At 37.4% G+C, this 13,664-nt stretch carries 12 protein-coding genes and 1 other RNA gene; 12 read left to right on the top strand and 1 reads right to left on the bottom strand.

What is annotated here, in order from left to right:
• Window positions 1-10 precede the first annotated feature (10 nt).
• From ssrS to TTE_RS08500, 11 genes are all read left to right on the top strand, one after another.
• Window positions 11-188, top strand: a non-coding RNA gene (gene ssrS, locus TTE_RS13565) — 6S RNA.
• A 69-nt stretch (window positions 189-257) separates the two neighbouring features.
• Window positions 258-1,901 (top strand): nucleoside kinase, encoded by a 1,644-nt coding sequence (locus TTE_RS08545; RefSeq protein ID WP_011025974.1) that lies wholly within the window; start codon window positions 258-260, stop codon window positions 1,899-1,901.
• Between the two features lie 143 nt (window positions 1,902-2,044).
• Entirely contained in the window at window positions 2,045-3,580 is a 1,536-nt protein-coding gene (locus tag TTE_RS08540; protein WP_011025973.1) for a methyl-accepting chemotaxis protein, read from the top strand.
• Window positions 3,581-3,722: 142 nt separating this feature from the next.
• The gene (locus TTE_RS08535) at window positions 3,723-5,075 is read left to right on the top strand and encodes a radical SAM protein (RefSeq protein ID WP_011025972.1); all 1,353 of its coding nucleotides are present in this window, start codon (window positions 3,723-3,725) and stop codon (window positions 5,073-5,075) included.
• 59 nt (window positions 5,076-5,134) lie between these two features.
• On the top strand, window positions 5,135-5,797 hold the full coding sequence (locus TTE_RS08530) for a hypothetical protein (RefSeq protein WP_011025971.1): 663 nt from the start codon (window positions 5,135-5,137) through the stop codon (window positions 5,795-5,797).
• A gap of 103 nt (window positions 5,798-5,900) precedes the next feature.
• Window positions 5,901-6,089 (top strand): ferredoxin, encoded by a 189-nt coding sequence (locus TTE_RS08525; RefSeq protein WP_041587181.1) that lies wholly within the window; start codon window positions 5,901-5,903, stop codon window positions 6,087-6,089.
• Between the two features lie 82 nt (window positions 6,090-6,171).
• The gene (locus TTE_RS08520) at window positions 6,172-6,402 is read left to right on the top strand and encodes a small, acid-soluble spore protein, alpha/beta type (protein ID WP_011025969.1); all 231 of its coding nucleotides are present in this window, start codon (window positions 6,172-6,174) and stop codon (window positions 6,400-6,402) included.
• Between the two features lie 104 nt (window positions 6,403-6,506).
• Complete coding sequence (locus TTE_RS08515; protein WP_041587180.1) at window positions 6,507-8,867, top strand: Lon protease family protein; 2,361 nt, start codon at window positions 6,507-6,509, stop codon at window positions 8,865-8,867.
• Window positions 8,864-9,985, top strand: coding sequence for a tRNA epoxyqueuosine(34) reductase QueG (queG, locus tag TTE_RS08510; protein ID WP_011025966.1), 1,122 nt, complete (start codon window positions 8,864-8,866; stop codon window positions 9,983-9,985). Before TTE_RS08515 ends, queG begins: the two co-directional genes overlap by 4 nt.
• A gap of 5 nt (window positions 9,986-9,990) precedes the next feature.
• Window positions 9,991-10,632, top strand: coding sequence for an endonuclease III (gene nth, locus TTE_RS08505; protein WP_011025965.1), 642 nt, complete (start codon window positions 9,991-9,993; stop codon window positions 10,630-10,632).
• 98 nt (window positions 10,633-10,730) lie between these two features.
• Entirely contained in the window at window positions 10,731-12,212 is a 1,482-nt protein-coding gene (locus TTE_RS08500) for a VanW family protein (RefSeq protein WP_011025964.1), read from the top strand.
• Between the two features lie 29 nt (window positions 12,213-12,241).
• On the opposite strand, the gene TTE_RS08495 is transcribed toward TTE_RS08500, so the two are convergent.
• Complete coding sequence (locus tag TTE_RS08495; RefSeq protein WP_011025963.1) at window positions 12,242-12,664, bottom strand: Fur family transcriptional regulator; 423 nt, start codon at window positions 12,662-12,664, stop codon at window positions 12,242-12,244.
• A gap of 171 nt (window positions 12,665-12,835) precedes the next feature.
• Here TTE_RS08495 and TTE_RS08490 point away from each other — a divergent pair, with 171 nt between their 5' ends.
• Complete coding sequence (locus TTE_RS08490; RefSeq protein ID WP_011025962.1) at window positions 12,836-13,657, top strand: Cof-type HAD-IIB family hydrolase; 822 nt, start codon at window positions 12,836-12,838, stop codon at window positions 13,655-13,657.
• The last annotated feature ends 7 nt before the right edge of the window (window positions 13,658-13,664 follow it).

Here is a 13,664-nt window from a genome sequence, read left to right as displayed (position 1 = left end):
CGAAAAACAAAAGTTCCTGTGGGGTTTGTAGCGGGCTAATTTGTTTTCACCCAACGCAACCCATACGGGAATCCGGGTTCATCAGTGGATGAAATGCCTGGGAAACCAGGACTTCAGAAGCTGGTGACAGGGTACCCACCTGCGAGAGCAGGGATGAAAACATAGCCGTACGGCTCCGTGGGTAAAGTTAAAAGCCCCTTTTTGGGGCTTTTATTTTTTTATAAAATTGGAGTATAATAGTGTCGAGGTGAATTTTTATGAAAATTATCGTCAAAGACAGGGAATACGAATACCCTGAAAATACTAGGTTAGAAGATATTGCTAGAGATTTTGAACACCTTTATAACGGAATAATAGTGGCAGCGAAAGTGAATAACGAATTGAGGGATTTGAATTGTACAATTTCTGAGGATAGTGTAGTAGAATTTGTGGATACTACTGTAGAAGAAGGGACAAGAATATATAGGAGAAGTCTTACTTTTGTGTTTATAAAGGCTGTAAAAGAGCTTCTACCAGGTGCTACTGTTACAATAGAACATTCCCTCGGGAAAGGCTTGTACTGTGAAATTCACGGTTATTCCATAAACAATAAGATAGTAGCATCGATTAAGGATAAAATGAAGGAAATAATAGATAAGAATTTGAAAATAGAGAGAAAAATGCTTCCTAGAGAAGAAGCCATAAGGCTTTTTGAAAAAGAAGGTTTAATGGAAAAAGTTAGGCTTTTTAAAGATACTGATAAAGAGAAAGTACCTGTTTATTACTGTGATGGCACAGTTGACTTTTTCTACAGTCCTTGCGTTCCATCAACAGGGTATTTAAAAGTATTTGACATAAGATTTTATTTCCCTGGAGTCATTTTGATTGCACCAGATATCTACAATCCACGTTCTCTTCCTGTATTTGTGGATGTTCCAAAACTTGCTTCTATATTTAAAGAGGCAGAAGAATGGGCTCATATATTGGATATAAATTATGTGGCTTCTTTAAATGACCTCATAAAAAGAGGGGGAGCAAGAGATTTAATCCTGGTTTCCGAGGCTTTTCATGAGAAGAAAATTTCAAAAATAGCTGATTACATCGCTTCAAATAAAATGATAAAAGTAGTCCTTATTGCTGGACCTTCTTCTTCAGGGAAAACTTCTTTCATTCATAGGCTTAGCGTACAGCTCAGGGTAAACGGGTTAAAGCCTTTTGCTATTTCTCTGGACAATTATTTTGTTCCAAGAGAGCTTACTCCTCGGGATGAGTTTGGCAATTACGACTTCGAATCTATCGATGCCCTAGATTTGCCGCTTTTTAATGAACATTTGATAAAACTTATACAGGGTGAAGAAGTAGAAATCCCTATTTTTAATTTTAAAACAGGGGAGAGAGAGCCTGTAGGGAGAAAAGTTAAACTTGAGAAAAATCAGATTATCCTCATGGAGGGAATTCATGGACTTAATGAAAAGCTTACTATCCAAATTCCGAAAGACAATAAGTATAAAATATATGTAAGCGCAATAACTCAGCTTAATTTAGATGAACACAATAGAATTCCAACTTCTCAGACAAGGCTTATAAGGCGAATAGTTAGGGACAGTCAATTTAGGTCTACAGATGCGGCGGAGACTATAAATATGTGGCCTAGGGTGAGGAAAGGAGAAGAACGCTGGATTTTCCCATATCAGGAGCAAGCGGATGTCATGTTCAACTCCTTCTTGCCCTATGAACTTCCTGTATTAAAAAAATACGCTGAACCCCTTTTAAAGAAGGTTTCCAAAGATGACCCTGCTTACTCTATTGCAAAAGAGATGCTGGAATTTTTAAGCTATTTTTATCCAATAGAAGATGAACTTGCTATTCCGCCTAATTCAATCATAAGAGAATTTATAGGTGGAAGCTGTCTGGATGTGTGAGAAGAGGGGCTATATGTGTCCCTTTTTGTTTTTACAAAGAAGGGAATCGTATAATTTTGTAGAAATGAAAAATAAAAGGGCTTTAATATTTTTTTACAAATGCCGATTTTTTAGTTAGATACTAAATGAGGAGGAGGACTGTTATGGCTATTTTTTATTACATGGCAGGAGTTATTGCAATTATTTTAGTAGTAGCTTTTTTGTACTGGTGGATAGTTAAAAGGCGTGTAACTTTGGTGTTAAGGGAAATGAAGGAGGCAATTGATTCAATTGCAAAAGGGGACCTGTCAAGAAAAGTTGACATAAAAGGCGATAAAGAGTTAAAAGAACTGGCTAAATCTCTCAATAGCTTCTTGGAAAATTTTAAAACGCTTATTATGGAGTCTCAGCAGACCGCAGAGCAAACAGTGGTGGGTTCAAAAAAATTGATGATTGCAATTGATAACGTTACCACTGCTGCAAAAGAAATTTCAACTGCCTTAGAAGAAATTGCAAAAGGAGCAGAGGAACAAGCGGTAGCTGCACAGAAGACAGCCAAAAATGCCAGTGAGGCTTTTGAGCTGAATGAAAAGGTTAAGAATAAATTTGAAGAGACAAAGAATTTAAGTATTAGTATGGAAAAAGAGATTAAAGAAAATGAAGAGATTATGCTAGAACTAATGAAGAGGATGGAGGAAAGTGCTAATAAAAACAAAAAACTTATAGAGGAAGTATCTGAATTAAGAGAAAGGGCAAATAAAATAACTGACATAATCGGAATGGTAAACAAAATTGCTGACCAGACAAATTTACTGGCATTGAATGCAGCAATTGAAGCAGCAAGAGCGGGAGAACATGGAAAAGGGTTTGCAGTTGTAGCAGAAGAGGTGAGAAAACTTGCAGAGCAGTCAGCTTCTGCAGCGGGGGAAATAGTGCTTCTCACAAAAAGCATTCAAGATAAAATAAAAGAAGTTTCAGTGAAATTGGAGGAAGAGATTAAAGGAGTATTGGAAAATTTATCTTATGCAAATCAGGTAAAAGACAAACTAGAAAGCGTTGTAAATGCAAGTGAAAATGTGGTGGAGGCAGTTGCTTTTGTGGACGATCTTGTCAATTCTCAATACGAAAAAATAAAAGAGATTGCGGAATTAAATCATAAGATTGCAGCAGTGACACAGGAGACTGCAGCGAATACGGAGGAGACCTTGGCTTCTACAGAAGAACAGGTGTCTTCTATGGAAGAGCTAAGAGAGATGATGAACCGCCTGGATAGCTTTGCTGAAAAACTTCAAAATCTAGTGAAGAAGTTCTCAGGAACAGTAAAGCTTACAGTGGAACAAAAGAGAAGAGTAGAAGAGGCAAAAAAAATACTGCAAAGAATAGCGGAAGAAAAAGGAGAAGAGTTGTTTGGAGATAGAGCAAAGGATATAATCATGGATATTGTGAAAAGATATCCTAATTTTGAATTGGCTTTTTCAATACTGGGAAATGGAGATATAAAAGCGATTTCTGTTGAAGTTGATATATCTAATGTGTATCACAGAACCTGGTTTCAGAGGGCTATTGAGGGGGAAGTGACAGTAACAGAGCCTTACATTTCTTTGGCGACAAATGAAATTTGCGTGACAATAGCAATTCCTGTCTACAAGGGAGAGAAAGTAATTGGAGTTTTTGGAGGAGACGTTCAATTAGGCAAATAAAAGAGAAAAATATGCATAAAATAAAATAGATTATAGTTGAAATATTATTTTTAAAGTGGTATAATATGCTTGAAATGGAATTTGGGTTTTTTGGGTCAATTTGATTTTTTGGAATAAAAAATAAAGTAGAGGAGGAGTTATGATGAATGTAATTGACCCGCTTGTCAGTGCTGTTATTAACTATGTAGAAAAAGACCCAGAAAAAAATTTAGACAAAATAGCTAATCTTCTGTCAAAAATTGCAATAATGCCGCAACATAAACAGCAAATAGAAAGTGTGAAGAGATTTTTAGATGACAAAGACAGCAATTGGTACAGATTTGCAATGAAACTTCTTAAAAATATTGACAAAAACATTATAAAAACTATAGGCGTCAATTTCTTTATAAATGCCAGTCTAAAAGGTATTCCAAAGCAAAAAGAACTGGAGGAGAAATATGATATCAACATTCCATGGGCAATTTTAATGGACCCGACGGAAGCTTGCAACTTAAGGTGCGTAGGGTGTTGGGCAGGACAGTACAAACCTCACAATCTTTCTTTTGAAGTGATGGATAGAGTATGTACAGAAGCGGAAGAGCTTGGAGTATATTTCATAGTTCTATCTGGCGGAGAGCCTACGCTGAGAATGAAAGATATAATAAAACTTGCTGAAAAACATAAAAACCAAGTATTCCATTTGTTTACCAATGGAACTTTGATTGATGAGGACATGATAAAAGAAGTAAAAAGAGTTGGCAATATTACTTTTGCAGTAAGTATTAATGGCTTCAGAGAGACAAACGATGCAATACGCGGTCAGGGGACTTTTGATAAAGTAATGAGGGCAATGGATTTGATGAGAGAAAATGGAGTGCTCTTTGGATATTCAGCTACATACACAAGAACGAATGTAGAGGAAGTTTCAAGTGATGAATTTGTAGACATGATGATAGATAAAGGTGCTGCCTTTGCTTGGTATTTTACTTATATTCCTATAGGCAGAGACCCAGATATAAGCTTCATGGTGACACCTGAGCAAAGAAAATACATGTACGAGAGGATAAATTATATAAGGGCTACAAAGGAACTTTTTGCAATTGACTTCTGGAATGACGGAGAATACAGCGGTGGATGCATTGCAGGAGGAAGAAGGTATTTACACATAAATGCAGCAGGAGAAGTAGAGCCTTGTGCTTTTATACATTATTCCAATGTTAATATAAACGAAGTGAGTCTTTTAGAGGCATTGCAGTCTCCTATTATGAAGGCTTACAGAAAAAGGCAGCCTTTTAATTCAAACCATTTAAGGCCATGTCCTCTCATTGACAATCCTGAGAAGCTTCTAGAGATAGTTAGAGAATCAAAAGCAAAACACACAGAAGCAAGCGAAGCCTCTCACATAGAAAATCTGTATGAGGATTTAAGGGTAGTAGCTGATAATTGGGGCAAAGTGGCTGATGAAATTTGGGAGGAAAAGATGGCAGCAAGAACGGCAGTGAAAAAAGAGGCTTGACACTTTTGCCGAAATTTCTTATAAATTAGGTATAACTTATTAGACGATGAGGTGCAAAAATGCTGACAAATAGGAGAAAGGAGTTTCTAAAGGCTGTAACTGAGTTATATGAGGAAAAGAAAGAACCAGTTCATTATAGCGATGTGGCTGAAAAGATGAAAATAAGCAAATGGACAGCTTACGACGTTTTAAAAGAATTGGAAAAAGGTGAATATGTAAAAGCGGAATACTACCTAGAAGAAGGGAAAAGCCAGGGCAGGTCTACAGTGAGGTTTGTGCCTACGGAGAAGGCTTATCAATTGTTTGAAAGAGTAGAAAATAACGAATGGAAGATTTTAAGAGATAATCTGATAGACAGAGTAAAAAATGGCAAAAGTGCTTCGTTAGAGGAGCTATTGCATGAGATGTTTCACGCTTCAAAGCCACTGGAATTCTGTGCCTATGCTATTGCAGCTTTTCTGTTAAAACTCAGAATGATGACAGGCATTTCTCTTGAAAGCATAGAAAGTAATATTCTTGCTTGTGTCAATCCTACTTCTTCTTTGATTTTATTTGTGGGAACTGTTCTTGGGGCTTCGCTTTACAACAGAATTAAGAGTGATGTAGACAAGGTTTTATCCGAAAATGTGAAGAAGTTTTATACTTATCTAAACGAACTGGACCAAAAAGACATACATTTGCTCAATAATTTTTTAAAAGACTTGCTGGCTGTTGCTGTCTGAAGCAATAGCCTTATTTTTTTACGTCAGAATCTATTGAAGAAAACTGATATCAATGGTATAATGTATGTGTAAAATTTTACATAATAATTGGGAGGTAAGTGTGATGAAAGTATATGTTGACCAAGATGAATGCATAGCTTGTGGGGTTTGCATAGACATGTGTCCGGATGTTTTTGACTGGAATGAAGATGGCAAGTCCCATGTAATTGTAGATGAGGTTCCAGCTGACCTCGAAGACTGTGTAAGAGATGCAATGAGCTCTTGCCCAACTGAAGCAATCAAAGAAGCATAACCCGGATTTTTCCGGGTTTTTTCATGTATTTTGGCAAAGGCTTTAGGGGAAAATAAAGACAAAAGAAATTTGGGGGGATTTTATGGGTAAAAGAAAAAAATTATACCCTAAAGCCGAAGATGAGCTGGATTCTTTAAAACAGGAAGTGGCAGAGGAATTGCATCTGGATGACGATATTGAAAAACGCGGATGGGAAAACATGACTACAAGAGAAGTGGGAAAGATAGGCGGCAATATGGTAAAAAAGATGATAAGATTTGCAGAAAAAGAGATGGATGAGAGAGATGGCAAAATAGACGTTGACGAGGGCTGAAGAGGAATCTTCAGCCTTTTTTATGATATTTTTTGTGGCAAAAGAGGAAAATTTGATTTGTTGTCGAATAATAATTATTATAAAAAATTCTCAGGGGTGTTTTTATGGAAAAATTGAGAGTAGAGAAATTGAAAAGGTACATAGACCCGGCGATTTTGGACTTTGAAACAACTGATGAGGTTCCTGCTCTAGAGGGAATCATAGGGCAGGACAGAGCGCAAAAAGCGATGGAATTTGGGGTAAAAATTAAGCAAAAAGGCTATAACATTTTTATAACAGGCATTACTGGCACAGGCAGAACCAGTTTTGCTGCTACTTACATAAAGGAAATTGCTAAGAAAGAAAAAAAGCCAAATGACTGGGTTTATGTCTACAATTTCGAAAAACCTTCTCAGCCCATTGCGATAGAGTTACCTGCTGGGTTGGGAAAAGAGTTTAAGAAGGATATGGAGGAATTTGTAGAACAGCTTCAAAAAGACATTCCTAAAGCCTTTGAGTCGGATTCCTATGAAATGCAAAAAGGTGAAATAGTAAAAAAGTATCAAGAAAAGAAAAATGAGCTGATAGAGAATTTGAATGAACTAGCGAGAAACTACGGATTTGTCTTGAGGGATACCCGCACAGGACTTATAAGCATTCCTGTGATTGAGGGGAGACAGATAAACCAGGAGGAGTTTCAGCAGTTGGATGAGGAAGTGAGGAAAGAGATTGAGAAAAAAGCTGCAGAGTTTGAAGTAAAGGCTATGCAGGTCTGGAAAGAGATACAGCTTTTAGACAAGCAGGCGAGAGAAGAAATTAAAAAGCTTGACAATGATATAGGGCTTTTTGCTGTGGGTCATCTGATTGATGAATTAAAAGCGAAGTATAGCGAGTATGAGAGCGTCACCAATTATTTAGAGAGTGTAAAGAAGGATATTTTAGAAAATATTGATAGTTTTAAGGCTATAGATGGAGAAGCTTCTCCCTTTCCTTTCTTAAGAAAGGAAAAAGGATTTCTCAAAAAGTACATGGTAAACCTGTTTGTTGACAATAGCAATACAGAAGGAGCTCCGGTGGTGTTTGAGTACAATCCCAATTACAACAATCTAGTGGGGAATATAGAGTATGAAAGTGATTTTGGAGTTGCTACTACTGATTTTACTAAGATAAAAGCAGGAGCTCTGCATAAGGCAAACGGCGGTTATCTGATATTACAGGCGAAAGATGTGCTGTCATATCCTTTTGCTTGGGATGCCTTGAAGAGGTCTTTAAAGACGGAAAAAGTGATTATTGAAAATATTTCCTCGCAGTACGGGTTTTTGTCCATTTCTTCTTTAAAGCCTGAACCCATAAGGCTTTCTGTGAAAGTTATATTGATAGGCACTCCTTATCTTTATTATCTTTTGTACAATTACGATGAAGATTTTAGCAAGCTTTTTAAGGTAAAAGTGGACTTTAATGAGGAAATGGAGTTAAATGAAGAGAATATAAGGAAGCTATCTTCTTTTATAAAGACTCACTGCATTGAAGATAACCTAAAACCTTTTGACAAAACTGCTGTTGCCAGGGTAATAGAGTATAGCACAAGGCTTTCTGAAGACCAAAACAAGTTGAGTACGCGTTTTAATGAAATAGTAGAGGTGCTGTATGAGGCGGACGCTTGGGCAACCCTGGAGGGAAGTGAAGTTGTAACGGAAGAACATGTAAAGAAAGCTATAGAAGAGAAGATAAAGAGGGTAAACAAGTTAGAAGAGAAGATGCTGGAATATTTCAAAAAAGATATTTACCTGGTGGAGGTCACAGGTGAGAGGGTAGGATGCGTGAACGGGCTGGCAGTTATAGATCTGGGAGATTATGAGTTTGGAAAGCCTTCAAAGATAACTGTAACTACTTATCCAGGGGAAGAAGGAGTTGTGAATATTGAAAGAGAGTCGAAGATGAGCGGGCGCATTCACGATAAAGGCGTGATGATACTTACAGGATATCTGGGAAGCAAGTTTGCTAAGGATTTTCCTCTTACTTTGTCTGCCCGAATTGTGTTTGAACAGTCCTACGAAGGTGTAGAAGGGGATAGTGCTTCTTCTACAGAGCTTTATGCGCTTTTGTCAAGTCTTTCAGATGTTCCAATAAAGCAGGGAATAGCAGTTACAGGGTCTGTAAACCAGTTTGGGGAGATACAGCCTGTTGGAGGAGTCACTCATAAGATAGAAGGTTTTTATAAAGTTTGCAAGGAGAAAGGCTTGACAGGAGATCAAGGGGTGATAATCCCTTACCAGAACGTGTCCAATTTAGTTTTGTCAGATGAGGTTATAGAAGCGGTGGAAAAGGGGCTTTTCCACATATACAGCGTTAAGACAGTAGAAGAGGGCATGGAAATACTTACTGGCAGAAGTTTTGAGGAGATTTATGAAAGAGCTTATAATAAACTGAAGTACTATTACGAACTTTTGACAAACAAAAAAGAGGACAAAGGGGAGAAAAAGTGAGCTGTATAAGCAAAAAGGAAATAACAGACTTTGCTAAAGCAGTTGGCATTGACTTGATCGGTTTTGCTTCTGCCGATTGCCTTAAAGGATATAAAAGCTTTTTAGAAGAAAGAAAAAGTCTAGGTTATGAATGCCCTATTGAGGAGAGAATGCCGGATAAGAGGGTCTCTCCTGAATTTATTTTGCCAGAAGTTAAAACCATAATTTCTGTAGCTTTGTCCTACAATATAGAATACCAAGTAAAACTTCCTAGTAAAAGCTTTGGCATAATCTCAAAAAGCAGCTGGGGAATGGATTATCATTTGGTTTTAAAAGAAAAGATGAAAAGAGTGTGTGAGTTTGTAAAATCAAAATGTCCTGATGTAAAGACGGTTTCTCTGGTGGACAACAATCCTCTTTTGGAAAGGGCAATAGCCTATCACGCAGGGATAGGGTGGTTTGGTAAAAATGGGCTTATAATAAACGAAGAATACGGTTCATACCTTTTCTTAGGAGAAATTTTAATAAACGAATATTTTGAGCCTGATACTCCTCAGGAGTCAAAGTGTGGCGATTGCGATTTGTGTATGAAAGCTTGTCCTACAAAAGCTATAGAAAAGCCGTATATAGTTAATGCAAATAAGTGTCTTTCCTTTATAACAGTCAAAAAAGGAGAAATAGAAGAGGAATTTTTAAAAAAATTAGGAAGGAGAATATACGGATGCGATACCTGTCAGGAAGTCTGCCCTTTTAATAAGGAAGCCAAAAAAGTGAAAAGAGAAGAATTTACGCCTTCCAAACTTTTGCCTAGGCCTAACTTGATCGAGATTTTAAATATGTCAAATAAAGAGTTTAAGGAAATTTTTGGACCTACAGCTTCTTCTTGGAGAGGGAAAAGTGTTATAATAAGAAATGCAATAATTGCCTGTGTGAATACGAAAGACCAAGAGTGCATAGAGCCTATCAAGAAGCTTCTAAAGTCTCCGAGCCCTCTTTTGAGGGGATATAGTGCCTGGGCTATATCTTACTTGGAAGAAAGAGATAAAGCTATAGAGGAAATAAAAGAAGCTTTGAATAAAGAAAAAGATGGTTTTGCAATAAAGATGATGGCAGAAGCCTTACAAAAACTAGAAAGGTGAGGAAAGTGCGCATATCTAAAGAAGAAGCCCTGAAAGTCATAGAGATTTTGAAAAAAATCTATCCAAATGCAAAATCTGGTCTTAAGTTTAATAATCCTTTTGAGCTTTTGATTGCCACTATTTTGTCTGCTCAGTGCACTGACAAGAGGGTAAATATAATCACTGAGAGGCTTTTTAAAAAGTACAAGACTCCAGAGGATTTTTTAAAATTGACTCCTGAAGAACTTCAGGAGGAGATAAGGGAGTGTGGCCTTTACAGGAATAAGTCCAAAAGCATACTTGAGACCTGCAGAATTTTGAAAGAAAAGCATAACGGAAAAGTGCCTGATACTTTGGAAGAACTAATGGCTTTACCAGGGGTAGGAAGAAAGACTGCCAATGTGGTTTTAAGCAATGCCTTCTCAAAAGATGCCATAGCTGTGGATACCCATGTATTTAGAGTTTCAAACAGAATAGGGCTGGCAGATAGCAAGGATGTTTTGACAACTGAGAAACAGCTCATGGAAATTATACCGAAAAATTTGTGGTCAATATCCCACCACCTTTTGATATATCACGGCAGAAATTTATGTACTGCTAGAAAGCCTAAGTGCGACAAGTGTCCAGTAAAGGAGTTTTGCCTTTACTTTAAGGGGAGAAAAATTTAATGTTTTTGTAATTTTTTTAAGGAATAATTAATTGTATTGGAAGAGAAATTGTCATATATTAAAAAAAGAGACCAAAATTAAAAATGGGAGAGAAATGGATGCAGGCAAAGGGTGGAAGCAATAAGAATAAAAAGCGCAATTATTTCTACTTGGTAACTGTTTTGGCGTTGGCAGTTTTCTTATCTTTTGCTTTTGCTTACTTTTACGTCCTTCTCACGTCTTCCTATATTGCTAAAGGTGTGTTTATAGAAGGAATTAATGTAGGGGGGATGGAAAGGGAGGAAGCTCTCAGTATTATCAAAGAAAAATTTAAGGTTCCCAAGTTTTCTATTGTAGCTTTTTATGAAGGACAATCTTTTGAGATTACGACGGAGGATATTGGGCTTCAGTATAACTATGAGGAAGTGGTAAATAAAGCCTATGAGGTGGGCAGAAATGGAAATGTATTGGATAGGATAAGGGAAATTTACACCGTAGGAAGAGAAGGGAGAAATTATAACCTTTCCCTTTCTTATGATGAAAAACCGTTAAAAGAATTTATTGATAGGATAGCAGAGAAAATTGATAAAAAGCCTGAAAATGCTTCTATAAGGATTGTAAGAGGTGTAAAGAGCATAACACCAGAGAAGCTGGGGTTTAAAGTAGACAAAGAAAAAACCCTTAGCAATATAGTGGATGAGTTGAGCAAAGCTATTGAAAATAAACTTTTTGGTAGAGTAGAGGTAGAAGTATCCGTTAAAAAAGTGCTGCCACAAGTGACAAAAAGTATGCTGGATTCGATTAACGGCAGGATTTCGACGTTTTCTACTGTTTTTAACGCAGAGGATGTAAACAGGAGCGATAACCTTGTTGTAGCTTCCCGGGCGATAAACGGAACTCTTCTTTTGCCAGGAGAAGTGTTTTCATTGAACAAAGCCCTTGGACCGAGGGTCATAGAGAGGGGATATAAGGAGGCTCCGGTGATAATAGATAACAAATTGGTGCCGGCTTTAGGTGGAGGGATATGCCAGGTAGCAACTACGCTTTACAACGCTGTGCTGCGGGCGGATATAACGGTTGTGGAAAGATATCACCACAGCTTCCCTGTGGCTTATGTTCCGCCGGGACAGGATGCGACTATTTCAGGGGATGTGCTGGATCTGAAATTTAAAAATTCCACTCAGTACCCGATTTACATAGAGTCATATATAGAAGGCAACAGGCTGATAATAAACCTGTATGGACATGTGGAAAATCCTTCAAGATGGGTGGATATACAATCAGAAATCGTGGAAAAGTATGAGCCAAGTGTGAAGTACATAGAAGACCCTAACCTGCATGAAGGAGAAGTGATTGAAGAAGTAAAGCCCCAGACGGGGTACAAAGTCAACGTGTACAGGCTGACTTATGAAAACGGCAAGCTTGTAAAAAAGGAATTTTTGTACAGGGACCTTTACAAGCCTGTAGATGGGGTTATAAAAAAGGGGACTAAGAAGGTCCCTAAGGAAAACAACCCCCTTAAGGCTACAAGCCCAGTTGTTCCTCCCACAGATACTTCACCGCCACCGGATACTTCAACTGAAGAATCGCCTGCAAATTAAAAAAGTCCCACTTTTTAAAGTGGGGCTTTTTAATTGTTCATTTTTTTCTGACATGCGGGACAGTAACCGTAGAAATATAGTTTTTGTCCCACAACTTTGTAATCCGTGTGCTTTTTTACCTCTTCCAATAAATCTTTAAAAATGCTTTCATCCAAGTCTTCTACCTTGCCGCATCCAAGGCAGACTATGTGAGGATGGGGAGTGGTCTTTGCGTCATATCTGAAACTGCCTTCTCCTACATTCAATTCCTGAATTAGCCCTGTATTTTTTAAAACTTCCAAAGTCTTGTACACTGTAGCAAGGCTCATTGTAGGAAAATCAGAGACTAGCTTTTTGTAAATGGTTTCAGCAGTGGGATGCTCATTTGTATGCATTAAGAAATTAAGAATTGCAAGGCGCTGAGGCGTCACTTTGAGTCCTTTTTGCTTTAGAAGAGCAGTAATTTCCTCCATATTTATCACTCCAATCCATAAAAAATAATCTTTCTCTCTTAATATTTCGTGTTTTTATTATATCCCTATTTTTTAATAATGTCAATCGTTTTTATTAGAAAGGCGTATCGACTGAACTTTCGAAATAAGGTATAATATAACTGAACAGAATAGCAAAAGGAGTTGAAAAAAGTGCAGTATAAGCTAATTGCTATTGATATGGATGATACGCTTTTAAGGCACGATAAGACAATTTCTGAGGAGAACATTAAGGCGCTCCACAGGGCAAGAGAAAAGGGAGTGTATGTAGTGATTGCGACGGGAAGAGTGTTTGCCTCTGCTTACGCTTATGCTGATATGATCGGTTTTAGAACTTATATTATTGCAAGCAATGGAGCTTTGATAAGGGACCCAGATAACAACACTATCTATGAAAGCATTTTAGATTACAACAACATGATAGAGGTGATAAGAACCTGTCAAAAATATGGAACCTATTTTCAGTTGATAAGCGATACCACAGTGTACACTCCAGAGATTACAAATAAATTCCAGAGATATGCTGAATGGAATGCCCTTTTGAAAACAGAAATAAAAGTAGAAGTCGAAGAAATAGAAAATCCATTGGAAGAAGCGGAAAAACTTAAAGACAGGGTTTTGAAAGTGATAGTTTTCAATGAGGATCCAGACCTATTAAAAAGAATTAGAAGTGAGCTTTCTGAGAGGTTAGATGTGCAGATTACCAGCTCTTACGTGGACAACATTGAAATCATGAACAAGGGGGTCAGCAAAGGAAGGGCTTTAGAAATTCTTGGAAGATATCTTGGAGTCTCTAGAGAAGAGATGATAGCTATTGGAGACAGTGAGAATGACATAGAAATGATTAAATTTGCGGGATTAGGGGTGGCTATGGAGAATGCTATTGATGAAGTGAAAAAAGTAGCAGACTTTATCACAAAGTCCAACATGGAAGATGGGGTGAAACACGTTATTGAAAAATTTATATTAACTTGAGAGAGGG

The organism is Caldanaerobacter subterraneus subsp. tengcongensis MB4 (genome assembly GCF_000007085.1).
GTDB classification, from domain to species: domain Bacteria; phylum Bacillota; class Thermoanaerobacteria; order Thermoanaerobacterales; family Thermoanaerobacteraceae; genus Thermoanaerobacter; species Thermoanaerobacter subterraneus.
The sequence above is the reverse complement of the archived record's forward strand: the minus strand, read 5'-3'. Positions and strand labels throughout refer to the sequence as shown.